At 64.1% G+C, this 24,478-nt stretch carries 25 protein-coding genes and 1 riboswitch; of the genes, 8 read left to right on the top strand and 17 right to left on the bottom strand.

The genetic code is table 11. The features are described 5' to 3' along the window. Positions 1-156: 156 nt before the first annotated feature. The 4 genes from ACPS74_RS15980 (at position 157) to ssb (ending at position 3,042) form a co-directional block, all read left to right on the top strand. On the top strand, positions 157-420 hold the full coding sequence (locus ACPS74_RS15980) for a hypothetical protein (RefSeq protein ID WP_029651266.1): 264 nt from the start codon (positions 157-159) through the stop codon (positions 418-420). Further along, on the top strand, positions 417-839 hold the full coding sequence (locus tag ACPS74_RS15975; RefSeq protein WP_029651267.1) for a type II toxin-antitoxin system VapC family toxin: 423 nt from the start codon (positions 417-419) through the stop codon (positions 837-839). The genes ACPS74_RS15980 and ACPS74_RS15975 overlap by 4 nt, the downstream gene beginning before the upstream one ends. A 181-nt stretch (positions 840-1,020) precedes the next feature. Further along, the gene (gene dctA, locus ACPS74_RS15970) at positions 1,021-2,331 is read left to right on the top strand and encodes a C4-dicarboxylate transporter DctA (protein ID WP_029651268.1); all 1,311 of its coding nucleotides are present in this window, start codon (positions 1,021-1,023) and stop codon (positions 2,329-2,331) included. 207 nt (positions 2,332-2,538) lie between these two features. Continuing rightward, entirely contained in the window at positions 2,539-3,042 is a 504-nt protein-coding gene (gene ssb / locus ACPS74_RS15965; protein ID WP_018407593.1) for a single-stranded DNA-binding protein, read from the top strand. A gap of 13 nt (positions 3,043-3,055) precedes the next feature. Here the strand turns inward: ssb and lpxB are convergent, their stop codons facing one another. From lpxB to ACPS74_RS15895, 14 genes are all read right to left on the bottom strand, one after another. Then, positions 3,056-4,198, bottom strand: coding sequence for a lipid-A-disaccharide synthase (gene lpxB / locus ACPS74_RS15960; protein WP_029651269.1), 1,143 nt, complete (start codon positions 4,196-4,198; stop codon positions 3,056-3,058). Between the two features lie 3 nt (positions 4,199-4,201). Next, positions 4,202-4,990, bottom strand: coding sequence for an acyl-ACP--UDP-N-acetylglucosamine O-acyltransferase (gene lpxA / locus ACPS74_RS15955; protein ID WP_029651270.1), 789 nt, complete (start codon positions 4,988-4,990; stop codon positions 4,202-4,204). Positions 4,991-5,127: 137 nt separating this feature from the next. Further along, positions 5,128-5,592, bottom strand: coding sequence for a 3-hydroxyacyl-ACP dehydratase FabZ (gene fabZ / locus ACPS74_RS15950; RefSeq protein ID WP_029651002.1), 465 nt, complete (start codon positions 5,590-5,592; stop codon positions 5,128-5,130). A gap of 66 nt (positions 5,593-5,658) precedes the next feature. Beyond that, positions 5,659-6,729 (bottom strand): UDP-3-O-(3-hydroxymyristoyl)glucosamine N-acyltransferase, encoded by a 1,071-nt coding sequence (gene lpxD, locus ACPS74_RS15945; RefSeq protein WP_029651001.1) that lies wholly within the window; start codon positions 6,727-6,729, stop codon positions 5,659-5,661. A gap of 82 nt (positions 6,730-6,811) precedes the next feature. After that, positions 6,812-9,175 carry an outer membrane protein assembly factor BamA gene (gene bamA / locus ACPS74_RS15940; RefSeq protein WP_425622384.1) on the bottom strand — a complete coding sequence of 788 codons (2,364 nt, stop codon included), beginning with the start codon at positions 9,173-9,175 and terminating at the stop codon, positions 6,812-6,814. Positions 9,176-9,524: 349 nt separating this feature from the next. After that, positions 9,525-10,679 (bottom strand): M50 family metallopeptidase, encoded by a 1,155-nt coding sequence (locus ACPS74_RS15935; protein ID WP_029650997.1) that lies wholly within the window; start codon positions 10,677-10,679, stop codon positions 9,525-9,527. Between the two features lie 55 nt (positions 10,680-10,734). Continuing rightward, complete coding sequence (dxr, locus tag ACPS74_RS15930; RefSeq protein WP_029650994.1) at positions 10,735-11,982, bottom strand: 1-deoxy-D-xylulose-5-phosphate reductoisomerase; 1,248 nt, start codon at positions 11,980-11,982, stop codon at positions 10,735-10,737. Positions 11,983-11,992: 10 nt separating this feature from the next. Continuing rightward, positions 11,993-12,871, bottom strand: coding sequence for a phosphatidate cytidylyltransferase (locus ACPS74_RS15925; RefSeq protein ID WP_029650992.1), 879 nt, complete (start codon positions 12,869-12,871; stop codon positions 11,993-11,995). Continuing rightward, a complete protein-coding gene (locus ACPS74_RS15920; RefSeq protein ID WP_051381791.1) occupies positions 12,868-13,647 on the bottom strand; it encodes an isoprenyl transferase in 780 nt (259 codons plus the stop codon). The genes ACPS74_RS15925 and ACPS74_RS15920 overlap by 4 nt, the downstream gene beginning before the upstream one ends. Before the next feature lie 51 nt (positions 13,648-13,698). Further along, positions 13,699-14,259: a ribosome recycling factor gene (gene frr, locus ACPS74_RS15915; RefSeq protein WP_014892614.1), complete on the bottom strand. Its 561-nt coding sequence runs from the start codon at positions 14,257-14,259 to the stop codon at positions 13,699-13,701. 171 nt (positions 14,260-14,430) lie between these two features. Beyond that, positions 14,431-15,159 (bottom strand): UMP kinase, encoded by a 729-nt coding sequence (gene pyrH, locus ACPS74_RS15910; protein ID WP_029650988.1) that lies wholly within the window; start codon positions 15,157-15,159, stop codon positions 14,431-14,433. Positions 15,160-15,317: 158 nt separating this feature from the next. After that, the gene (locus tag ACPS74_RS15905; protein WP_029650986.1) at positions 15,318-16,307 is read right to left on the bottom strand and encodes an SDR family oxidoreductase; all 990 of its coding nucleotides are present in this window, start codon (positions 16,305-16,307) and stop codon (positions 15,318-15,320) included. A 382-nt stretch (positions 16,308-16,689) separates the two neighbouring features. Continuing rightward, on the bottom strand, positions 16,690-17,616 hold the full coding sequence (gene tsf, locus ACPS74_RS15900; protein WP_029650984.1) for a translation elongation factor Ts: 927 nt from the start codon (positions 17,614-17,616) through the stop codon (positions 16,690-16,692). An 89-nt stretch (positions 17,617-17,705) separates the two neighbouring features. Continuing rightward, positions 17,706-18,746 (bottom strand): 30S ribosomal protein S2, encoded by a 1,041-nt coding sequence (locus ACPS74_RS15895; RefSeq protein ID WP_029650983.1) that lies wholly within the window; start codon positions 18,744-18,746, stop codon positions 17,706-17,708. 422 nt (positions 18,747-19,168) lie between these two features. Between ACPS74_RS15895 and ACPS74_RS15890 the strand changes: the two genes are divergently transcribed. After that, the gene (locus ACPS74_RS15890; RefSeq protein ID WP_029650981.1) at positions 19,169-19,360 is read left to right on the top strand and encodes a hypothetical protein; all 192 of its coding nucleotides are present in this window, start codon (positions 19,169-19,171) and stop codon (positions 19,358-19,360) included. A gap of 180 nt (positions 19,361-19,540) precedes the next feature. Here the strand turns inward: ACPS74_RS15890 and ACPS74_RS15885 are convergent, their stop codons facing one another. The 3 genes from ACPS74_RS15885 to cobO form a co-directional block, all read right to left on the bottom strand. Further along, a complete protein-coding gene (locus ACPS74_RS15885; protein WP_029650979.1) occupies positions 19,541-20,452 on the bottom strand; it encodes a DMT family transporter in 912 nt (303 codons plus the stop codon). Next, positions 20,449-21,492 (bottom strand): sterol desaturase family protein, encoded by a 1,044-nt coding sequence (locus ACPS74_RS15880; RefSeq protein ID WP_029650977.1) that lies wholly within the window; start codon positions 21,490-21,492, stop codon positions 20,449-20,451. Before ACPS74_RS15880 ends, ACPS74_RS15885 begins: the two co-directional genes overlap by 4 nt. A gap of 180 nt (positions 21,493-21,672) precedes the next feature. After that, a complete protein-coding gene (gene cobO / locus ACPS74_RS15875; RefSeq protein ID WP_029650975.1) occupies positions 21,673-22,293 on the bottom strand; it encodes a cob(I)yrinic acid a,c-diamide adenosyltransferase in 621 nt (206 codons plus the stop codon). Positions 22,294-22,341: 48 nt separating this feature from the next. Next, a riboswitch (cobalamin riboswitch) is annotated at positions 22,342-22,537 on the top strand. Positions 22,538-22,588: 51 nt separating this feature from the next. On the opposite strand from cobO, the gene ACPS74_RS15870 reads away from it, so the two are divergent. Genes ACPS74_RS15870 through cobW form a run of 3 tightly spaced genes read left to right on the top strand, consistent with a single transcriptional unit; the run spans position 22,589 to position 24,477 of the window. Beyond that, complete coding sequence (locus ACPS74_RS15870) at positions 22,589-22,774, top strand: CbtB domain-containing protein (RefSeq protein WP_029650973.1); 186 nt, start codon at positions 22,589-22,591, stop codon at positions 22,772-22,774. 12 nt (positions 22,775-22,786) lie between these two features. Continuing rightward, positions 22,787-23,449, top strand: a complete 663-nt coding sequence (locus tag ACPS74_RS15865; protein WP_029650971.1) for a CbtA family protein — start codon at positions 22,787-22,789, stop codon at positions 23,447-23,449. Beyond that, complete coding sequence (gene cobW / locus ACPS74_RS15860) at positions 23,446-24,477, top strand: cobalamin biosynthesis protein CobW (protein WP_029650969.1); 1,032 nt, start codon at positions 23,446-23,448, stop codon at positions 24,475-24,477. Before ACPS74_RS15865 ends, cobW begins: the two co-directional genes overlap by 4 nt. Position 24,478: the final 1 nt, after the last annotated feature.

The raw sequence follows: 24,478 nt of genomic DNA, 5'->3' as shown, positions 1-24,478 counted from the left end.
GTGGAAGCGTCATTTAGGCGCTGAGCAAGGCAAATGCCACGCGCCGCCGCATAAATCCATCTGAAGCGCATCCGGTGCTCGATCAGCTGCCCTGCATGTCAGCCTTGATATCGCGCCCGCATAGCGATATCATTGATATCAAACGCGGAGGTTGGCATGCCTGACATTCTGTTGAGAGACGTTCCCCCGGAAATGAAGCGCCAGATCGAGGATTTGGCGCACGGGCATAAGCGCAGCATTTCGAACCAGGCGAAATTGTTGCTCGAACGCGCTTTGTCTCAGGCTATCCTGCCAGAGCGCGCCCGAGGGGCCGGAGGACTTGGAACGCGGCTCAAGCGTCTCGTGTCGCAAGAAGACTGGACGGACGATTTCATTCAGCCTCGTGATCAAAGCGACCGCGCCCCGCCAGATTTCGAATGATCTTGCTCGACACGAACATCGTCTCTGAAATGATGAAGCCGATGGGCGACGGTAACGTACGGCGCTGGATGGACTCCTATTCCGAGCTCGATTTCTTCATCGCGACGCCAGTCATCGCGGAGCTTCGTTTTGGTCTGGCGCTGCTGCCTGAGGGGCGAAAGAAGGATGTTTTGACCAAAGCCTGCGACGCGATCGAAGATGAGATTTTCGCCGGCCGCATATTGTCGTTTGATCAACGCGCGGCGCACGCCTTCGCTCGTTTGCGTGGCAGACGCAAGATGCGAGGCAAGCCGCTCGCCGTCATGGATGCGATGGTTGCGAGCATCGCCGCCGCCCACGCAATGACGCTCGCGACGCGCAACGTCGCGGATTTCGTCGATCTCGACATCGCCGTCGTCAATCCGTTCGACGCGCGCTAGCGATACGCTTTGGAAATCCCTCGCCGTCATTGCGAGGAGGCGCAGCCGACAAAGCAATCCAGAGGCGGCGGCGGACGGCTGGATTGCTTCGCTTCGCTCGCAATGACGGGCGGTTTCGACGCGAAAGGTGATACTAAAATATGCGTTACTCCCGTTACGCGCGGCAGGCGCCAATACCCTCATGACCGCCAATCCCTCCGCTACCCGCAAGCCACTTTACCGCCATCTCTATGTCCAGGTGCTCGCGGCCATTGCGCTTGGCGCGCTGTTCGGCTGGCTGGCGCCGCACACCGCCGCGCAGGACTGGGTGAAGGCGCTCGGCGACGGCTTCGTCAAGCTCATCAAGATGGCGATCGCGCCGATCATTTTCTGCACGGTCGTCTCCGGCGTCGCCCATATCGAGGACGCGCGCAAGGTCGGCCGCGTCGGGCTCAAGGCGCTCCTCTATTTCGAGATCGTCTCCACATTCGCCCTCGCGCTCGGCCTGCTGATCGGAAATCTTGCGCAGGTCGGCGCCGGCTTCGCTGGAAAACCCGACCCTTCCGCCATCGCCAAATATACGGCGCTCGCGGAAAAGCGCGGCGGCGTCGATTTTCTTCTCGACATCATTCCCGACAGCGCGATCGGCGCTTTCGCCAAGGGCGATATTTTACAGGTCCTGCTGTTCTCGCTGCTTTTCGGCTTCGCGCTCTTAGCGCTCGGCGAGCGCGGCCGCGCGCTGCGGGTGATCATCGACGACGTCGGCCACGCCATGTTCGGGGTCATCGCCATCATCATGAAGGCCGCGCCGATCGGCGCTTTCGGCGCCATGGCCTATACGGTGGCGAAATATGGCTCAGCCGCGCTTCTGTCGCTCGCCGGGCTCGTTGGTCTGTTCTATCTCACGGCCGGGCTCTTCGTCGTCTTCGTGCTAGGCGCCATCGCGCGCGCCGCCGGTTTCAACATCTTCAGCCTTATCGCCTATCTGCGCGACGAGCTGCTTATCGTGCTTGGCACATCTTCATCGGAAAGCGCCCTGCCCGCTCTGATGGAGAAGCTGCAATGGCTCGGCTGCTCGAAGTCGGTCGTCGGACTCGTCGTGCCGACCGGCTATTCCTTTAATCTCGACGGCACCAACATCTATATGACGCTGACGACGCTGTTCATCGCGCGCGCGATGGGCGTCGAGCTAGATCTGTCCCATCAGGCGACCATCCTCATCGTCGCCATGCTGACGTCGAAGGGCGCGAGCGGCGTTTCCGGCGCGGGCTTCATCACTCTGGCGGCGACCTTGATAGCGGTCGATCCGCAGCTGGCCCCAGGCATGTCCCTCGTGCTCGGCGTCGATAAATTCATGAGCGAGTGCAGAGCCTTGACCAATTTCATCGGCAATGGCGTCGCCACCATCGTGGTCGCCGCCTGGGAGGGCGAGCTGGACCGCGCCCGGCTGACCGCAGGGCTCGCACGCAAAATTGATCCTTCCGATGTCGCGATCGGCGTCACGACGGAGTGACGCCAGGGGCCCGCAACCGCTAAGCTTCGGAAAAAGAGAACAAAATTCCGCTATGCTTGCGCGATCTTACGACCGCTGCTAGAACAAAAATCGAACGTTCCGGGGTCGAGAGGCGCAACCACATCAGCTGTGGACAAGCCGAGCCGGCCCGCCCCAGAACCGGCCTTTGCACTAGAGTGCCACGCGTCAAAGCAAGCGGAGAGCGACATGGCGGGCAGCGTCAACAAGGTGATCCTGATCGGCAATCTCGGCCGCGATCCGGAGGTGCGGACGCTGCCGTCCGGCGATCGCGTCGTCTCCTTCTCGGTGGCGACCACCGAGTCCTGGCGCGATAAGAACACCGGCGAGCGCAAAGATCGCACCGAGTGGCACAATGTGTCGATCTTCAACGAAAATCTCGGGAAGATCGCCGAGCAATACTGCCGCAAGGGCTCCAAGATCTATCTCGAAGGCCAGTTGCAGACCCGCGAATATACCGACAAGGACGGCAATCAGCGCAAGGCGACCGATGTCGTGCTGCAGCGTTTTCGCGGCGAGCTGACTCTGCTCGACAGCAAGGGCGGACGCAGCGAGGGCGACTACGACAGCGGCTACAGCCAGAGCGGCGGATCCTTTGGCCGCTCCTCGCCGATGGAACGCGGTCCCACCGAGCGGCGTCCCGCCCCCGCCGGCAAGCTCTCCGACCAACTCGACGACGACATTCCTTTCTGATCCCAGAAGCGCTCTAAAAGCGACCGCGCGACGCATATTCAAGGATGATGTCAGCCGCCCGAGCGCTCGGCGTCCGGCCGGTCTCGAGCAGGCGCGCGCGGACGCGCTTGAAGGCTGCGAGCTGCGCTTCGCGCGCGGCGCTCTCGCGCAAGAGCGGCCTCAGCGCCTCGGCGAGCGCGCGCGGCGTCGCCGCCTCCTGCAGGAATTCCGGCACAATATTCTCGCCGATGATGAGATTGGGCAGCACGATCGATTCGACTTTGACGAGAAAGCGCAGCAGCGATTCGACGCGCGAGACCTTATAGGCGACAGCCATGGGAACGCCGGCGAGCGCCAGCTCCAGCGTCGCGACGCCGGACGTCACAAGTGCGGCGCGCGCATGTCGGAACGCGGCGAATTTCTCCGCCTGGCCAATCAGACGCGGCGTCAGCGGCCATCCCCGCAGTTCGCGTCGCAAGGTCTTCTCAACATTCGGGGCGACAGGAATGACGACCTCGAAGTCGGCGCGTTCGCGCAAAAGCAGTTCGAGCGCCTCGCCGTAGATTGGCGTCATGCGCCGCACTTCCGCCAGACGCGACCCGGGCAGAACGAGCAGCGACCGCGCCGCGCCGCGATCGTGAGAAGGCCGCGTCAGCTCGTCGAGCCGCTCGACAAGCGGATGGCCGACATAGACGCATCGCGGGCCGCCGAGGCGAACATGCGCCTGCGGCTCGAAGGGCAGCAGCGCCAGCAGGCAATCGACATAATCGCGCATCGCGCGCGCGCGGCCGGGCCGCCACGCCCATACGGTCGGGCTGACGTAATCGACGATCGGCAGGTCAGGTCGGGCGGCGCGCACGCGACGCGCGACGCGATGGCTAAAATCCGGCGCGTCGATGATGACGAGACAGTCCGGCGCCTGATCGACGACCGCCCGCGCCGTCTGTGCGATGCGCCGGACAAGGCGTGGCAGCCGCGCCAAGACGGGAATGAGGCCCATCACCGCGATGTCTTCGAGCGGAAACAGCGAAACGAGGCCTTCGCGCGCCATCGCCTCGCCCCCGACGCCGGAAAAAACGGTCTCCGGACGCGCGGCGCGCAAAGCCCGCATCAGCGCTGCGCCGAGCTGATCGCCAGAGGCTTCGCCAGCGATAAGGAAGATGCGCGGCGCGCTCATGGTTCAGCGCGCGCGAGGCGCGCAGAGCGGCCGCGTCGAGGGCGCCCGCAGAAATTCGACGATCGCCGCAATGTCGGCGTCGCCGGCGAAATCTCGCGACAGACAGTCGATGCGTTCGCTCAGCGCGCGCGCCTCTTGCGCGAAGAGCAGGCGATACGCCCGGCGTAGCCGCTCGATGCGCTCCGGCGCAAAACCACGCCGCTGCAGGCCGACGCGGTTGAGGCCGAAAAGATGGGCGCGGTTGCCCGACGCGAGCGTAAAGGGAATGACGTCGCCTTCGACGCCCGAGAGGCCGCCGACGAAGGCATGCGCGCCAATGCGCACATTCTGATGCACCGCCGTGGCGCCGCCGATCATCGCATGGTCCCCGATCTCGACGTGCCCGCCCAGCAGAACCTGATTGGACAGTATCACGTCGTCGCCCAGCCGACAGTCGTGAGCGACGTGCGAAGCGGCAAGAAAGACGCAGCGCGCCCCGATACGCGTGCCCTCGCCTACGCCTGCATTGATGGTCACGCCTTCGCGAATGACGCACCCTTCGCCGATCGTCAGCACGCCCTCCGCGAGCGCAGCTTTGATATCTTGGGACGGCAATCCCACGGCGGCGAAGGGGAAAATCCTCGCGCGGGCGCCAATGCGCGTACAGCCGCCGACGACGACATGGGAGTGGAGAGTCGCGCCGTCGCCGATCTCGACGCCGGCGCCGATATGGCAAAAGGGGCCGATGGCGACGCCGACGCCCAGCCGGGCGCCGTCTTCGACCACAGAGGACCGATGAACCGAAGGGTTCAATGTCGCACTCGCCGCGCCGACGCTAGAGCGCGTTGCGAAAAAGTGGGAACCGGTTTTTCGCATAGAGCGCGCTCTAAACTTTGGGAAATCGATCACGTTATCTGCATTTGGGCGATTCCGCCCAAATGCAGCGTGATCTAGGCACCCATCATGACGCTGATCTGCGCCTCGCAGACCAGCGCGCCGTCGACCAACGCGCGCCCAGAATACCACCAGATGTTTCGCTTCTGCGCGGTTTTGGCCATGTGGAATTCGACGCGGTCGCCGGGCGTCACCGGCTTGCGGAATTTCGCCTTGTCGATCGTGACAAAATAAACGAGGCGCGACCGATCTGCGCCTTTCAGCGCCCGGATGGCGATGACTCCGGCGGTCTGCGCCATCGCCTCGATGAGCAGGACGCCGGGCATGATCGGACGCTCGGGAAAGTGCCCCTGAAACTGCGGCTCGTTGACCGTCACGTTCTTCACGCCGACGCAGGATTCATCGCCACGGATGTCGAAGATGCGATCGACCAGCAGGAACGGATACCGATGCGGCAGTTGGCTCATGATCTGCATAATGTCGGCGCTCTCCAGAGTCGCGCCGGCCGCGGCCTCGGGCATTTCTTCCTCCCTCTCGAGGGCATGGCGAGCGCCATCCCAGTTTTTGCTTGTTTTCGCCGGCTTGTCTTACGTCGGCTTGTTCTTGCGCGCGAGTCGGTCGAGCAGCGCTGCGCCGCGCAAGAACCGCCGCAACGGGCGCGCTGGCGCGCCGCCGACCCGCGACCCGGCCGGCAGGTCGCGCATCACCCCGGATTTGGCCGCTACCGCTGCGCCTTCGCCGATCGTGAGGTGGCCGGCGACGGCGGATTGTCCGCCAAGCGCGACGAAATCGCCGATCTCACAGGAGCCGGCTACGCCCGATTGGGCGACGATGGCGCAAAAACGGCCGATCACCACATTGTGGCCGATCTGCACGAGATTATCGATTTTGGTTCCCTCGCCGATGATCGTGTCGCGCGACGCGCCTCGATCAATCGTCGTATTGGCGCCGATCTCGACATCGTCCTGCACGATCACGCGACCGACCTGCGGCGTCTTGAGATAGCCTTGACGCGTTGGCGCGAAGCCGAAGCCATCCTGCCCAAGCCGCGCCCCCGGGTGAATGACGACGCGGTCGCCGATCAGCGCATGGGTGAGGCTCGCATGCGCGCCGATCGAACAGTCGCGGCCGATGCGCACATTCGGACCGATCACCGCCTGCGGCCCGATAATCGTTCCAGCGCCGATCTCGGCGCCCGGCCCGATCACGGCGCCGGGATCAACGACCACGCCTGGTTCGAGTCGCGCCTGCGGATGCACCGCCGCTCCCGGAGAAACGCCGCTGGACTGGAATAAGGAGCCGGGCCGCAGCGCGTCCGGAAAGAGATGCGCGGCCGCGAGCGTCATCGCCCTTTGCGGATCGTCGACGACGAGCGCGACGACGGACTTGGGCAGCAAATCAAGATGGCGCGCGCGCAGGAAGCAGGCGGTCGCTCGGCACTCCAAGAGGGCCTTGCGATAACGCGGGTTGTCGTAGAAGCAGAGGTCGCCCGGCCTGCTCCAATCGAGCGTGGCCACGCCGATGATAAGGGGCGGCGCCGCAAGCTCGCCAGACGCTTGCGCGCCGTCACGACCGCCGCAAATCTCGGCGCCGGCGATCTGCGCAATTTCGCTCAAAGGGGCGGGTCGCGCCAAGGGAAAGAAGGCCGCTGCGCTCACGCTGCAAAATCCAGCGCGGCAGCCCAAGCCAAGCCTTCAGCCGTCCGCCGGGCGCGGTACGCCCGGCGATCGTCTCCGATCATCAGAAGTTGGTGCCGCCGCTGAAGCGGAAGTTCTGAGTGATGTCCTCTCTCGCCTTCGAGGTCACGACCGCGTAGTCGAAGCGGATCGGCCCCATCGGCGAATTCCAAAGCACCGAGGCGCCCACGGACGACCGAACCCTGAAGGAGTTGGCGTTCGGCACAACGCAATTGCCCTGCCCGAAGCCCGCCTCCGGCGTATAGGCGCCGATGCAGGTCACGCCGGGAATCGTGGGCAGATTGTTGGCGTAGTTCGTCTTACCGCTAAAATTCCATAGCGAACCGGCGTCGGCGAAGACCGCCCCTCTCAGCCCCAGATCCTTGGGCAGGTACCAGAAGGGGAACTGAACTTCGAGCGATGCGCCAACATAGTTGGAGCCGCCGAGTGAGTTGCCGCGATTGTTGTTGAAGCTCGTCAGAACGTTCGAGTCGCGTGGGCCTATGCCGCCCGGCGCGAAGCCGCGCACCAGGCTGGGGCCGAGGTTGAAGTTGTCCTGAATGCGCGGCTTGTAGCCGCCGAAGGTCGACAGATCGCCGCCCTGCAGACGGGCGATGCCGACGACATCGTCGATATAGGGAATCTCACGGAAGTAGCGAATATCGCCGGTCGTGCGCAGATAGCGCGTGCCGCCGCCGAGACCCGCAACGTCCTGATTGAGCGTCGCCAGCCAGCCGTTATGCGGATTTTTGAAGTTGTCGATGGTGCTGTAGTTCAGCGAATAGCCGACGAGCGACGTCAGCAGCCCCCCCTGCGACTCCTTGATCGCGAGCGACGCCTCGCCGTTCGACTGACAGTTCACGAAGAGGCTCGTCGTCGGCATGAAGGGACTGAACCCCGGCGTGTAGCCCAACACCGGCACCAAACAGTCGTTGTAAGGACGATTCTTGTCGTTCGGGATTGAGATCGTCGTTTGATAGATCGAGTAGTGCGGCGAGAAGCTGAGCTCTTCGGTGATCGGGATGCCGAAGCGCAACGTGCCGCCGTAGGACGTCGAGCTGTAGATCGAGTAGTTATAAGCGTCCTGTTGACGCACGAAGACGTCGAAGCCGGCGGCGATGCGCTGGTCGAGGAAATAAGGCTCGGTGAAGCTGAACGTCACGCCGCGGGCGATCTGGCCGCCCTGCACCGAAAGGCGAACCGCTTGGCCGCGACCCATGAAGTTGCTTTCCGACACCGACACTTCGGCGATAAAGCCCTGGTTGGTCGAATAACCGCCAGAGATGCCGAAGTTGCCGGTGGGCTGGTCCTCGACGTCGACGTTCAGGATCACGCGGTCCGGCGCTGAGCCCGGCTCATTGGTGATTTTCACCTTTTTGAAATAGCCGAGGCCATTCAGCCGGCGTTCGGCGCGGTCGATCAGGACGCGGTTATAGGCGTCGCCCTCGCCGATATCGAACTCGCGGCGGATGACGTAGTCGCGCGTGCGCGTGTTGCCGCGAATGTTGATGCGTTCAATGTAGACCCGGGGTCCTTCCTCGAGCAGGAACTGGATCGCGACCGTCTGATCGGCCGGATTGCGTTCGCCGCGCGGGCGCGCCTGGGTGAAGGCATAGCCCTTCCGGGCGATTTCGCGGGTCAGCGCTTCGACGGTCTTCTCAACCGCGTCGCCGTTGTAGACGTCGCCCGGCGCGAGCCGCAGCAAATCATTCAACGCGGCGCCATCGACGTCGGGGAGATGGGATTCGACGCTCACCGTCGACACCCGATACTGCGGGCCCTCGTTCACGACGATGCTGATGATGTAGCCGCCAGCCGCCGGATCGAACTGCACGTCGGAGCTGATCACGCGGAAATCGGCGTAGCCGTTCTTGAGATAGAATCGACGAATGAGTTCGAGGTCCGCCGCGATGCGGTCGGGATCATAAACGTCGCTTGTCTTGAGGAACGACAGGAAGTTCATTTCTGTCGTCTCCATCATGCCGACGAGACGGCGTGTGGAGTAGACCTCATTGCCGATGAAACGGATCTCCTTAACGCCGGTCTTGTCGCCTTCAACGATGCTGAAGACCAGGTCGACGCGTCCGTTCGGCAGATCAACCGTCCGAAAGCTCACTTTCGCCGCAGCGCGTCCCGACCGGCGATAGACTTCCGTCAATCGCGCGACGTCGGCCTCGGCCATCTGCGGGTTGAATTCTGTGCGGGCGCGCGAACGCACCTGCTCCTGCAAGATGTCAGTCTTGACCTTGCTGTTGCCCTCGAACGCGATGCGATTGATGTCGGGCGCGGCGAACGCCGGAACGCTAAACGCCAGCAGAGCGGCCACAACCGCGAATAGGAACGATGATTTCCAAATGCCGCTGATAGAGCGCATATAGTGCAGGTCCTCGTCGCAACGTCGCCGCCCGGGCCGCGGCACGAAACTCATGTAAATGCGCCGACGATCGGCGCTTCGCCAGCGTTGAGCGATTCCTTCTACAAGGTTTACCCGACCCTGCAAATGCAGAATAAATGTTGTCGCCGCAATTTGTCGAAGGCGTGACGTTAAAGCCACGATTCATGGTCAGCGCATGGTTAAGACGTGGCGCCACAAACGTCATCATGTCCAAATTACGACAGGAATCGCGCGCTTACACGGCGTACGTCATTGGAGCGGCTGCGTGCGCTAAAGCAGATCCGAAAAAGTTGACGGACTTTTTCGATGAGAACCTGCTCCAGCATTTTTATCTAGAGCGATTCCTATCGATCACCTGATTCCAAATGATCTTGGAAGCGCTCTAGGAGCCTGAGCCGGTGAGCTTGTGAATGAGCCGCGCGATGTCGTTATAGGTCGAGAAAATCATCAGCGCGCCAACCATCGCGAGACCCACTCGGAAGGCGACTTCCTGCGCGCGCTCGTTGAGCGCGCGGCCGCGCGCCGCCTCTATCGCGAAGAACAGCAAATGTCCGCCGTCAAGCAGCGGCACCGGCATAAGATTCAGCAGGCCGATGGAGACCGAGAGAATCGCGATGAGGCTCAGCAGCGGCGCGATGCCGACCTTGGAGACCGCCTGCGCCATTTGCCCCGAGACTTGCGCGATGCCAATCGGTCCGGAGAGCTGATCGGCGCTCTCGCGTCCGGTGACGAGTCCGCCAATGTAATTTCCGGTGCGGCGCACGACCGTCCAAGTTTCCTGCACGCCCATCGCCACCGCGTCGGCGGGTCCGTAGCGTTCCCGACGGATGTCGGCTGCGGCCTTTGACGCCTGAATGCCCAGCATGCCGATTCGGATTTTGCCGATCGCGCTCTCAACCTCGCGCAAGGCGGGAACGACCGGCAGCGTCAGCTGCTCATCGCCGCGTTGAATCACGAAAACGAGTTTTTTGTCGGCCGAACCCGAAACGATTTCCTGCAGATTCGAAAAGGAGTCGACCGGCGCGCCGTCGACGGTCAGCACCAGGTCTCCGGCCATGAAGCCCGCAGCGGCGCCAGCCCCGCCAGGCGTCAGCGAACCGACGCGCGGCGCGTAGACCGTCCGCCCATAAACGCCGAAGAGAATTGCGAAAATCGCGATCGCCAGAATGAAATTCGCAAAAGGACCGGCGAACACGATGGCGGCGCGCTTCCATACCGACTGCGCCGCGAAGGTCACCGCGCGCTCGCTCTCGGGCATCGCGCGCACCGCTTCGGGGTCCGGCGCGCTGGCGGCGTTGGCGTCGCCATGGAAGCTGACGTAGCCGCCGAGCGGAATGCTGGCGATACGCCAGCGCGTGCCGAGACGATCCACCCGAGACCACAGCTCCGGTCCGAAGCCGATGGAAAAGGCGTCCACCTTCACGCCGCACCACCGGCCGACGATGAAGTGCCCAAATTCGTGCACAAACACGACGAGCGTGAGAACGAGCACGAAGGGGATGAGATAAAAGGCGAAGGTCGTCAGGAGGTCTAGCAAAGCGCTGTCTCGCAGGTCTCGCTTGCGCCAACCCTGTCGGCGGCGCGCGCCATGATCACTGAAGCAGCATGCCTGATGCGGCACGCCCGGCCAAGGCCGATCGTGATCTTTCTCTGACAATATGGTCCACCGCGAGGGCATCCTCAACTGTTGCGGGCGCATTTGCGGTTCCATCGCGCAAAGCGGCCTCGCAGGCCTCGGCCACATGGCGAGCGATCCCGTCGAAGGAAATGCGGCGATCCAGGAAGGCTTCGACGGCGATTTCATTGGCGGCGTTGAGCACGGTCGGCAGGCCGCCGCCGGCGCGCAGCACGTCGAGCGCCAGTCTGAGCGCCGGAAACCGATCAAAATCAGGCGCCTCGAATGTCAGGGTGGCGATTTTCGCCAGATCGAGGCGCGGCGTCGGGGTCGTCAGCCGATCAGGATAGCCCAGACAATGGGCGATCGGCGTGCGCATGTCCGGCACGGCGATTCCCGCGGTCACCGAGCCGTCGGAAAAGGCGACAAGGCCGTGGATGATCGACTGCGGATGGACCACGACTTCGAGCTTTTCCGCCGGAATGCCGAAGAGATGATGAGCCTCGATCAGTTCGAGCCCCTTGTTCATCATGCCGGCCGAGTCGACGGTTATTTTCGGGCCCATCGCCCAATTGGGGTGGTTGAGCGCTTCATCGACCGTCGCCTCGGAGATGCGCTCCTTGCTCCAGGTGCGGAACGGGCCGCCGGAGGCCGTGACGATCATGCGTTCGATGCGGGAGGCGTCCTCGCCGCCAAGCGCCTGAAAAATGGCGTTGTGCTCGCTGTCCATCGGCAGCAGCCGCACGCCCATTTCCGCCGCCATCCGCATGAAGGGCACGCCGGCGCAGACGAGACATTCCTTGTTGGCGAGCGCCACGTCGCGGCCCGCGGCGAGCGCGGCGTAGGTCGGCTCGACGCCGGCGGCGCCGACGATGGCCGAGACCACGAGATCGGCGTCGCGCAGCGCGGCCTCGATGACCGCCTCGCGACCCGCGGCGACCTGAGTGTTGGTCCCGGCGAGCGCTTCCTTGAGCGCCGCATAGGCGCTCTCGTCGCGGATCGCGGCGAATTCAGCTTTGACCGCGCGGGCGACGCGCGCGAGCGCCTCGACATCGCGGCCGCCCGCCACCGCCGACACCGAAAATCCTTCCGGATCGCGTTCGAGAAGGTCGACCGTCGAACGGCCGATCGAGCCCGTCGCGCCCAGCAGCACGATGCGGCGCGGCGCCGGCGCCCGCGGCTGAGCCGGGGCGTGCGCGTGAAACTGTCCGTTTGCTAATGCCATTGGCTCCGCCCTACCAGAAGAAAAGACCGGCCGCCACCGACGGCGCGCCGCGCAGCAGGCCCACCGCCGCCGCGAAGGCGCTGGCGAAGATGAAGCCGTCGAGCCGATCCATGACGCCGCCATGGCCGGGAATAAGCTGGCTCGAATCCTTGGCCCCAAAGCGGCGCTTGACCGAAGATTCGAAAAGATCGCCGACTTGCGAGAAGGCGGCGGCGGCCAGTCCGACTAGGAACACACGCCAGTTCGCAAGTTGCGGGCCGGCGCCGAGGTAAACGGCGACAAGGCCAAGGAATGCGCCGCAGAGGACGCCAGTGATCGTGCCGGACCATGTCTTACCGGCCGAGACGCGCGGCCAAAGCTTGGGTCCGCCGATCAGCCTGCCGCCGAAATAGGCAAAGATATCGGTGCCCCAGACCACGGCGAACAGGAAGGCGAGCGCGAGCGCGCCGACTTCGGCGGACTCGCGCAAGAGACAAACGGAGAAGGCGAGCGCGCCGGCGTAGACGATGCCCGTCGCCGCCCAGAGACGACGCTCGGCCCCCGCCAGCGCTGCGCCCGCAAGGGCAAAAGCGGAAATCGCAAGCGCGGCGGCGCCGGGCATGGAGACGCGTCCGAACGCCATTGCGGCGGCGACCGCCGCGCCGCCGACGGCGATTCTGGCGGCGCGACCTTCGCCGCCGATCAGGTTCTGCCACTCCCAGCTCACCCCGAAAGCTGCCGCCAGCCAGAAGAGCGCAAAGACGTCGCCGCCAAGATAGAGCGCGCCGAGCGCGGCGATGACCATCGCTGCGGCGGAAGCGACGCGCGGACCAAGGTCGGCGAAGCCTCCGGCGGACGGCTTTCCGGGAGATTGCCCGGCGCTGCTTATGTCCCTTCGATCCGCGGTCATGAAGCGGTCTTGGCGCTGCGCGCCGCGGCTTCAAGCCCGCCGAAGCGCCGATCGCGATGGGCGTATTCGGCGATCGCGGCCGCTAGCGCCCCCTCGTCGAAATCGGGCCAAAGAATCGGCAAGAAGACGAACTCGGCGTAAGCCGCCTGCCACAGCAGGAAATTCGACAGCCGCTGCTCGCCCGACGTGCGGATAATCAGGTCGGGATCGGGAATGTCCGCGGTGTCGAGCCGCTGCGCGATGGCGTCGGCGTCGATCTCCTCGGGCGCCAGTCGGCCCTGCGCCACCATTTCCGCGAGCGCGCGGGCCGCCGCCGCGATCTCCTGCCGCGCGCCATAGTTGAACGCGACGACGAGGGTGAGCCCGGAGTTCGCCTGCGTCATCTGCTCGGCCTCGCGCAGCAGGTCCGAGATGTCGGGCGCGAGCTCGGCGCGCGCGCCGATGACCCGCACGCGCACATTGCTGGCGTGCAACTCCGCCAGATCGTTGCGGATGAAGCGATGCAGCAGCGAGAGGAGGCTTTCCACCTCCTCACGCGGGCGCGACCAGTTTTCCGCCGAGAAGGAATAGACCGTCAGATAGCCGATGTTGAGCTTGATCGCCGCCCGCACCGTGCGGCGCAGCGCCTCGACGCCGCGCCGGTGCCCTTCGAATCGCGGCAAGCCCCGCTTGGCCGCCCAGCGGCCGTTGCCATCCATGATCAGCGCGACATGACGCGGCGCCGCGCGCGCGCGCTGCGCGTTCGTTTGCGCCTCCAGAATGTCGCTTTCCGTCATATTCGGGTTCCGAATGGCCATGGGACCTGCGCCAGGCGACGTCGCAGCTTCCTAGACCTGCATGATTTCCTTTTCCTTGGCGGCGAGCGCGGCGTCGATCTCCTTCACCGTCTCGTCCGTCGCTTTCTGCACCTCTTGTTCGTGGCGCTTCTCGTCGTCCTCGGGAATCGCGTGATCCTTTAGCAACTTCTTGAGAATGTCGAGGCCGTCGCGGCGCACGTGGCGCACGGAGACCCGCGCCTCCTCGGCGTATTTATGCGCGACTTTGACGAGTTCTTTGCGGCGCTGTTCGTTCAGCTCCGGCATGCGTATGCGCAAGTTCTGACCTTCAACCGTCGGCTGAAGACCGAGATTGGCCTCGCGAATCGCCTTGTCCACGGCGATGACCAGCGCCTTGTCCCATACTTGCACCGAAAGAAGTCGCGGCTCGGGCACGCTGACGGTGGCGACCTGATTGAGCGGCGAAACCTGCCCATAAGCTTCCACATGAATCGGATCGAGCAAGCTCGTCGAGGCGCGTCCCGTGCGAAGCCCGCCGAATTCGTGCTTGAGCGTCGCGACCGCGCCCTGCATGCGGCGCTTCATATCCGCAAGGTCAAAAGTTTCCGCCATGTTCACAACCTGTCTTTGATCTGTCGCCGCTCTCACGAATACTCGCGCGGCTCGGCTTCTTATGTTTTCCAATATGGCGCCGCGAAAAGGCGCACGCCGCCGCCCTCGCCGGCGCTGCGGCTCCGCGGCGCAGGATTTATTGCACGATTTCTCGTCGCGCGCGAAAGGGGCTTACGGCGCGACGAGGGTGGCGCGCCCCCGACCGGAAAGCGCCCCGTCGATGGCGCCGGCCTCGGCGATCGAAAAGACCAGAATCGGGATCTTGTTCTCGCGGGCGAGCGCGAAGGCCGCCGTATCCATCACCGCCAGGTTTCCGGCGATCGCCTCGTCATGGCTCAAGCGGTCATAGCGCTGCGCGGTTGGATCGCGCTTGGGATCGGCGGTGTAGACGCCGTCGACCTGAGTGGCTTTGAGCACCGCGTCGGCGGAGAGCTCCGCGGCGCGCAACACCGCGCCGGTGTCGGTCGTGAAGAAGGGATTGCCGGTGCCTCCGGCCGCAATGACGACGCGTCCCTTGGCCAGATGATGCAGGGCGGCGCGGCGCGAAAAGGATTCGCATATGGACGGCATGGTCACGGCGGAGAGGCAGCGCGCCTGTCGCCCCTGCCCTTCGATGGCCTGCTCCAGCGCCAAGCCGTTCATCACCGTCGCCAGCATGCCGATCGAATCGGCGCGCGCGCGCTCGATCCCGGTGTCGGCCCCCTTGATGCCGCGAAAGAAATTGCCGCCGCCGACGACGACGGCGATCTCATGCCCCGCGTCCGCGGCGGTCGCGAGGTCGGAGGCGATGCGGGCGAGCGTGACGGCGTCAAGCCCGTGCGGCGCCGACCCCTGCAGGGCTTCCCCGGACAGCTTGACGACCACACGCTTGAATCGTCGCGTCGACGTGAGGTCGGACATGAGGCGGATCTCGCTGGCTGAGGCGGGGCGCGATCTTCATACGGAGACCGAGCGGCGCCTGCAAGTGAGGCAGTCGCACGAGTCTGAATGAAGCCACTGTCACGAGCCAACCGGAGCCGCGACGAAGGAATTGAAACGTACAGACTTGGGGCGAGCGATTACGGCCCAACCTCGCCGCCCGTCGCGCCAAACACCTGGCCCGTCGTGAAACTCGCCTCGTTTGACGCGAGCAGCACATAAAGCGGCGCGATTTCCGCCGGTTGTCCCGGGCGACCCAGCGGCGTGTCGGCGCCAAATTCGGCGAGGTGATCGGGAAATTGTCCGCCGCTGGGCTGTAGGGCCGTCCAGAACGGGCCGGGCGCGACGGCGTTGACCCTGATCCCTTTGTCGGCGAGCTGCTTCGCCAGACATCTGGTGAAATTGAGTATGGCGGCCTTGGTCGCCGAATAATCCAGAAGCTGCGGCGAAGGATCGAAGGCGACGATCGAACTCGTATTGATGATCGACGATCCCGGCTGGAGATGCGGAATCGCGGCTTTCGTGATCCAGAACAGCGCGTAGAGATTGGTTTGAAACGTCCAGTCGAGATCCTCGGTCGTAATGTCGAGGATCGATTGGCGCGCATGCTGACGCGCGGCGTTGTTGACAAGAATATCCAAGCCGCCGAGATCGCGCGCCGCGTCGTCGACCAGCTTGCGGCAAAATTCTTCGTCACGAATATCGCCCGGAAGCGCCACCGCATTGACCTCGGCCTCGCCCAGGAGCGTCATGACCTCCCTCGCGTCCGCCTCCTCCTCCGGCAGATAGTTGATCGCGACATCGGCGCCTTCGCGTGCAAAAGCGATCGCCGCGGCGCGGCCGATGCCGCTGTCGCCGCCGGTGATGAGCGCCTTGCGGCCAAGGAGACGCCCCGAGCCTCGGTAGCTCTCCTCGCCATGATCGGGACGCGGCGTCATGAGGCCGGCGAGACCCGGCCAGGGCTGGGTCTGCTTCTCGAAGGGCGGCTTGGGATAGAGCTCGCGCGGATCGCGCAGGTCCCGCAGGGAACGCGCATCGTCAAAGCCGAGCACGGAGGTCGCGGCGTCGATCGCGCTCTCAACGCGCGGTCCGCGAATCATTTCGTCTGCGGCGGTCTTCTTGGCGCGCATGCGCTGCTCCCTCTGCTCGATCTTCGCCTTGCGACGAAAACCAATGTCCGGAGCCTAAACGCCGCCCGCCCGCGATTGTTTCGCGCGGGCGGCGACAACCGAGCGCATCGCCAACAGCTGTTGCATTCTTCTACGCGCATGCGGCGCGAATGAAGAAGAGGCGGAGGCGAAGGTCGCGGCGGCGATGCGGGGGGAGTCACTGCGCGGACTTCCCGCCGTCATGGCCGGGCTTGTCCCGGCCATCCACGCGGCGCCGCTGAGTAGATTGGTGGGCGCCCGGCACAAGGCCGGGCATGACGCGGAGAGGTTCGCGGACACAAAAAAGGCCGGGGTCAACGCCCCGGCCCGCACTAATCTTTTCACCACAAGCGGAGGGAGTGACTTACCCCTTCGCGGCGGCCGCGACCTCGGCGGCGAAGTCGCTCGTCTGCTTCTCGATGCCTTCGCCGAGCGCATAGCGCACGAAGCCCTTGATGGCGATCGGCGCGCCGGCCTTGCCTTCGATCTCCTTGACCGCCTGGGCGACGCTCTTGCCGCTGTGGTCAGGATGGTTGGAGACCTGATCGAGCATGCAGACCTCTTTGGCGTAGGTCTTGATGCCCGAATCGATGATCTTCTGCAGCACATTCTCGGGCTTGCCGGCGTTCTTCTCGGCCAGCAGCTTCTTTTCGCGCTCGACCGTCGCCGGGTCGAGGCCCGAGGCGTCAAGCGCCAGCGGATTCGCCGAGGCGACATGCATGGCGAGCTGGCGCGCGAGCGTCGCCAGCACGTCCTTGTCGCCCTTCGATTCGAGCGCGACGATCACCGCGATCTTGCCCTGGCCGTCGACGACCTGCGCATGCACGTAACGGCCGACGACGCCCTCGCCGACGCTGAGCGCGGCGGCGCGGCGCAACGTCAGGTTCTCGCCGATGCCGGCGATCGCTTGGGTGATCGCTTCGCTCACCGTGCCGCCGGCGGGATAGGCTTCCTTGCCGAGCGCCTCGACGTCGCTCTTGCCGCTCTTTAAGGCGACTTCGGCGATGTTCTTCACAAGCGTCTGGAAATCGGCGTTGCGGGCGACGAAGTCCGTTTCCGAATTCACCTCGACGACGACGCCGGAATTCTCCGACACGAGCGCGGCGACAAGCCCTTCGGCGGCGACGCGATCGGCTTTCTTCGCGGCCTTGGAGAGGCCCTTCTTGCGCAGCCAGTCGACCGCCGCTTCGAAAGCGCCGTCCGTCTGGGTGAGCGCCGCCTTGCAATCCATCATGCCCGCGCCGGTGCTCTCGCGCAGTTCCTTCACAAGGGCGGCGGTGATCGTAGCCATGGCTGAAATTCCTTCTTAAGGGAGTCATGCGACGACGCCGGCCCATTGGACCGGCGCGCGCGTCTTAAGCATTGGACCTGACGGATCGATTAGGCGGCGAGAAGCGCCTTCGCCTGATCGACCCAGCCGTCGCGCGCAATGCGGCCGTTCAGCTTCAACTCGCCGTCGAGTTTTTCGACGTCCGCCGAAGTCATCGCGGCAAGCTGCCAATAGTGATAGACGCCGGCGTCGTTCAGCTTCTTGACAAGCTGCGGGCCGACGCCGTGCAACTTGGCGAGATCGTCCGGCGCGCCGCGCGGCGCTGACAGCAGTTCGAAGGCCTCGAGAGGCGTCTCCGCATCCGCGCCTGCGGCTTCGGCGGGACGCAAATCTTCGCGTACCACCGGGAGCGTCTCGAGCGCCGGCGACTCATCGGCGCCGATATCGATTCCCACCGAGCCCTGGCTGCGCGAAATGCCGTCGATGGCGGCTCTCGCCACGAGATCGCAGTAGAGCGCGATGGCGCGGCCCGCGTCGTCGTTGCCGGGGATCGGATGGGTGACGCCGTCCGGATCGCAATTGGTGTCGAGCACGGCGACGACGGGAATCTTGAGGCGATTCGCCTCCTTGATCGCGAGCTGCTCTTTGTTGGTGTCGATCACGAAGATCAAATCCGGCGTGCCGCCCATATCCTTGATGCCGCCGAGCGCCTTTTCGAGCTTGTCGCGCTCGCGGGTCAGCAGCAGGCGCTCTTTCTTAGTGATGCCCGAAGCGCCGGCCGAAAGCATCTCGTCGAGCTTGCGCAGACGGGTGATCGATCCGGAAATCGTCTTCCAATTGGTGAGCGTGCCGCCCAACCAGCGAGAATTGATGTAATATTGAGCGCTGCGCTTGGCGGCGTCGGCGATCTGCTCCTGCGCCTGGCGCTTGGTGCCCACGAACAGCACGCGGCCGCCCTTGGAGACGGTGTCCGAAATCGTCTTCAGCGCCTGATGGAGCAGCGGCACCGTCTGGGCGAGATCGATGATGTGGATGTTGTTGCGGGCGCCAAAGATGAAAGGCGCCATCTTCGGGTTCCAGCGATGCGACTGATGGCCGAAGTGAGCGCCGGCCTCCAGGAGGCCGCGCATGGTGAAATCGGGCAGAGCCATAGTGTCTTTTCTCCGGTTGAACCTCGGCGAGAGAGTAAAGAGGCCGGAGATCCGGCCACCGGAGCGACGTCTTGAGGCAGACGCCGCGTAACTCTCGCCTGTGGAATGGCGCGCTTATAGGCGATGCGCCTACATCCGGCAAGGGCCGCCGCCGACCAACCCGCGCGGACGCTTTAGTCGTTCGACGCCTGGCTGGCGCATCCGCGTTCGAAGGGAAACAAGGACAAGGAAATGCGCTTAATTTTTTGAAATGTCCGCGACGTTCTGTCGCATGTTAAGTTATTGAAAATAAGAAGCAATGTTGCTTTTTTGGCTGGCGTTTGCGTCCACGCAGGAGCGCATTGCCATCCGATCCGAAACAAGCTAGGCTCCCTCTCGATGCGGCAAGCATTCACGTAAAATCAAGAACAGGGGGAAAACGCATGGCCGTCAACGTTCACAATACCGGCGATATCGGCAAGATGCTGCTTTGGATCGCCGCCTTCGTCGCGTTCGTCGTCGTCGCTCTGACCTGGGTTCCGGATTGGATTTCTCCTGAAGGAACCAACGGCACGGGCAACCGCAACGGCATCCAGGGCGATGGCGTTGGCTCGACTGCCCGCATGATCCAGTAAAACATACCCCTGCCGAAAAGACTCGCCGGGCGCGCAAGCTCCCGGCCCTTGTCTTTCTGGCGGGTGATCGGCCGGTTACCGCGCAGATCATTTTGGAGCCGACGTTCTCGACGTGATCGAGCGTCGGCTTCCACTTTTTCGGACGGCTAGCGCGCCCTATTCCACAGACGCTAGCGCGCCCTACTCCGACAGCCGACTCCAGTATTGCGACGCCCATATATTTTGCGCGGCCGGTCCAGCTTCGACGAGCACGGCGCTGAGCAAGATGAGCAACCCGCCTAGCATCGCCGGCGTGGTGAGGCGCTCGGACAGCAGGATGACGCCCGACAAGGCCGCGAAAACGCTCTCCAGCGACATGATAAGGGCGGCTTCGGCCGCTGGCGTATAGTTGAGCGCCACGATTTGAAGCGTGAAAGCGATCCCTCCGGAGCAAAGCCCCGCATAGAGAATCGACGGGAGGGCGGCGCTCAACCCCTCGAGCGAAAAAGGCTCGCCGCCGAGGCCCACAACGGCTCCAAGAACGCCGATGACGCCGAACTGCGCGAAAGCCAAAAAATACGGCCGGTTGGTCCGAGCGAGAAAGGTCGGGACGAGACTGATCCCGGCCGCCCACGCGACGTCCGCAATCAAAACCAAGGCGTCGCCCGACGTCCAACTCTGGAGCTGCCCGCTGTCCGTCAGAAGCCAGGCGCCCACAATGGACCCGAGGCCCGCGACGAGAACGACCTGCCGGGGTCTAACGCCGGTCTGCGCAAAGACGAACACCGGAACGAGCACGACATAAAGCGCCGTGAGAAATCCGCCGTTGGTCGCCGTCGTCGTGGCAAGGCCGACTTGCTGCAAAGCGGCGGCGGCGAAGACGCAAAAGCCGATAAGGCCGGCGAGAGGCAAATCGCCCTTTTTCAGCGGAGAGCTACTGTGACGGCGCTCATAGAGCGCCAGCGGCGCGAGCGCGGCGCAGGACAGGAGAAAACGGACGCCGACGAAGGTGATCGGCCCCATAAGCTCGCCGGCGTTTTTTTGCGCGATAAAGGCCGTCCCCCAGATAAAAGCCGCCAGCACAAGCAGCAAGTCGGCGCGAACACGGCTCATAATATGCCTGTGCTCTTGAGCCTTTGACGGCGCTGCTCGAGTCGCTCGGTTCCTGCATTCCACGCATCGGCGAGCGCGCCCCAGAGCGCGAGGGCGGCTCTATAAATCGGGGTCGCCAATAATCCGAATGACGAATGCGGGTCCGCGGCGTCTTCCTCGACCCCGTATTTAAGGCGCGGGTTTTTGGTCGAAGGCATCTCAAGCGATCCGAACATCCAGTCCCAAATGGCAAGAACGCTGCCGAAGTTGCGATTGAAGTGCTGCGGATCTGTCGAATGATGGATCTGGTGATGCGCGGGGCTTAGGACGACGTGTCCCAAAATCCCGCGAAAGGGAATCCAGAATTGCGAATGTTGAAGATGCCCGATCGTCCAAAGGAAGAAGATGAAAAGGATGTTCTTCCCGTCGACCGTGAAGGATTCAGTGGTTCGCCCAAAGACCCACGCCAATACGCCTGACGCGCCGCCAATGAACATCGCCAGCATGTAGCCGAAAAAAATGTTGTCGATTGGATGATTGCGAAAATTCGTCACCGGGGTCAGCACCTCGGCGGTGTGATGCACCTTGTGGAACTCCCACAAAAACGGAATCCGATGCTTGAGATAGTGATCGACCCAATAGCCGATCTCATAGGCCAAAAAAAGCACGGCGGTAGAGAAGAGCTTTATCGAAAGGTCACAGCAAGAGACCGGCGCAAAAGCGCCAAATGAACTACGCAGCGCGGCGCTCACGGCGGTCGCAACGCCGTTCGTCGATAGAACGAGCGCGCCCACCACGACCGGCATGAGAACGACGCTCAGGACGAAGAGCTTGACGTCCGCGGCAAATGACTTGGATTGCAGGAGTCTCTTGTCGAATATTGCCCGCGCGATGGCCCGGAGGTTGACGCGCCCCCGGCGCATCTTGCGCTGATAGGCCAGCGCGGCGACGGCGATGACAAACGTCGTCGCCAGCGAATAGACCGAAAAAATCGATCCCGCCGAAAACAATTCGTTGGAGATTCTCGCAGCGGAAAAGCGGAGCGCGTCGTAAACGTCCATCGAGCTTTCGGGTCCAGATGATGTTGAGAGTTCAGCCAGGACTGACGCGCCTCGGGATGCCTGCTCGCGTCGCTGGCGCGCGTCCCTGTCCGCCGCGGAACTGCCTGCCTGCAAAGCGTATTCTCTACGCGAGCCGCTGCCAAGAGCGACCTGCCGGCGGGCTTCAGAACAGGTTTCGGGTTAGAATTCGATTCCCTCCTGCGCTTTGACGCCGGCGCCGAAATGGTGCTTGACCAGGGTCATCTCGGTGACGAGATCGGCGGCGGCGATGAGCTCCGGCTTGGCGTTGCGTCCGGTCACGACGACGTTGAGATCATCGCGCCGCGCGGCGAGCGCGCCCAGTACTTCCTCCAGCGGCAAATGCTCGTAGCGCAGCGCAATGTTCAATTCGTCGAGCACCAGCAGGCGAATGTGAGGGTCGTCCATCAGTTCGCGCGCCTTCTCCCAGGCGCGCCGCGCCGCCGCCTCGTCGCGCGCGCGGTCCTGAGTCTCCCAGGTGAAGCCCTCGCCAAGCGTATGCCAGGCGACCTGACCGAACTCTTGCCCGAGCTTTTCGAGCATGTTCCGCTCGCCTGTCTGCCACTGGCCCTTGCCGAACTGAACGACGCCGATCTTCCAGCCATGGCCAAGCGCGCGCAACGCCAGCCCGAAGGCCGCCGTCGACTTGCCCTTGCCGGCGCCCGTGTGGACCATCAGCAGGCCTTTGCGGGCGACCGTCTTGCCGGCGACCTCGGCGTCCTGGACGGCCTTGCGCTTCTCCATCTTGAGACGATGCCGCCGCGCCTCGTCGTCTTCGTTCATCTCGGTCACAGGCGCTCCTCGGCCGGTTTGACGGAAGCATGAGCCGCGCATATGACTAGTCGGGACGGTCCTTCGCAAGAAGTGAAAAGGGAACGCGGCGCGGGCATTACGCCTTTTTCCGCGGCTGCCCCCGCAACTGTAGCCGGCAAGGTCCGCGCCATCTGCCACTGAGCGTGAGGCTTGGGAAGGCGGCGCGATCCGACGACCCGGGAGCCAGGAGACCTGCCGTCAAGGCGATCGTTTCGGATCGCCGCGCGCATCGCATCGCCGCCGGTGGGGCGGCAGGGAGACCGATATGAACGCCAAATCATCCGCCAACGCCGCCGCCCTCCCCGCTTCGAGACTTGAGGCGCTGAAGGCCGCCGTTGTTGCGCTCACTCTCGGCTTCGGGCTCGTTTGGCTTGCGGGCTTCGCCTATCCAGAAAGCGTGCATGACGCGGCGCATGACACGCGCCACGCGCTCTCCTTCCCCTGTCACTAGGCCGCAACGCGTTTGATCGCGCGCGTTTTGACGACCGGCCTGATCGCCGGCCTTGTCGCCGGGCTTGCGGTCGCGGCCCTGCAGCACTTCACCACGACGCCGCTCATCCTCGCCGCCGAGGTCTATGAGGCGGCGCAGCATGCGCATGACGGGGCCGACGCGGGCGCAGCGCTTGCCGGCCTGAGCCGCACGGCGGCGACCAGCGTCGCGACGATCGCCGTCTCGATCGGCTATGCGCTCATCCTGCTCGCCGCGATGCTTCTCTCCGGCGACGCCATCGCGCCGCGCCGCGCCGCGCTCTGGGGCGCCTGCGCCTTCGCCGCGACGGGACTCGCAACGAGTCTTGGCCTCGCGCCGCAGCTTCCCGGCATGGCGGAAACCGAACTCGCCGCGCGCCAAATCTGGTGGCTTGCGACCGCGCTGTCCACCGGCGCCGGACTCTTCGCCTTGTTGCGGCTTGACTCGACCGCGGCAAAAATCGTCGGCGTCGTACTGATCGTCGCGCCGCATTTCTTCGCGCCGCAGCCCGCGACGCCCGAGAGCACGGCGCCGGCGGAGCTCGCCGCGCGCTTCGCGGCCGCCTCGCTCGCCGTTCAGGCGATCAGCTGGGCGCTTGCCGGCGCGCTCGCCGGTCTCGTCTGGCGACTCCAGTCGCGCCAACAGGAATCCTCATGAGCGCCAAAATCCCTGCAACGATTGTCACCGGCTTCCTTGGCGCGGGGAAGACGACGCTCATCCGTCATGTGCTCGAAAACGCCAAGGACCGGCACCTCGCGCTCGTCATCAATGAATTCGGCGACGTTGGCGTCGACGGCGAAATCCTGCGCGCCTGCGGCGTGGAAAACTGCCCGGAAGAAAACATCGTCGAACTCGCCAACGGCTGTCTGTGCTGCACCGTCGCCGACGATTTCATCCCGGCGATCGAAGCGCTGCTGGCGCATGAAAAACGTCCCGATCACATCATCATCGAAACCTCTGGACTGGCGCTGCCCAAGCCGCTGGTAAAGGCGTTCGACTGGCCGGCGATCCGCTCCAAGCTGACGGTCGACGGCGTCATCGCCGTCATCGACGGCAAGGCCGTGGCGGAGGGCCGTTTCGCTGACGATCTCGATGCGATCGCCAAGGAGCGCGAAGACACGCAGACGATCGACCACGACAATCCGCTGGAAGAAGTGTTCGAAGATCAGCTCGCCTGCGCCGATCTTATCATCCTCAACAAGACCGATCTGCTGGGCGCCGACGAAGAACGCGACGTCGCAAACCGCTTGGCGCTAGGCGCCCGGAAAGCGGCGAAGATCGTGCGCGCCAGCGGCGGGCGCGTCGATCCGCTCGTGCTGCTCGGCCTTTCGGCGGCGGCGGAGGATGATCTCGCGACCCGTCCGTCGCATCATGACGCCGAGCCGGAACATGACCATGACGACTTCGATAGTTTCGTCGTGTCGCTCTCGGCCGTCGCCGATCCGGCGGCGCTGGTTGCGCGACTGGCCGAAGCGGCGCGCGCGCATGACGTGCTGCGCATCAAGGGATTCGTCGAAGTTATCGGCAAGCCGATGCGCCTGCTCGTGCAAGGCGTCGGCGCGCGCATCGAACATCATTTCGATCGGGCGTGGAGACCCGATGAGCAGCGCATGAGTCGCGTCGTGATCATCGGCGAGAAAGGCCTCAATCGCGACGCGGTGATCGCGACGCTGGCGCAGCCGTGAT

The organism is Methylocystis sp. SB2, assembly GCF_049817085.1.
Classification (GTDB): domain Bacteria; phylum Pseudomonadota; class Alphaproteobacteria; order Rhizobiales; family Beijerinckiaceae; genus Methylocystis; species Methylocystis rosea.
The sequence above is the reverse complement of the archived record's forward strand: the minus strand, read 5'-3'. Positions and strand labels throughout refer to the sequence as shown.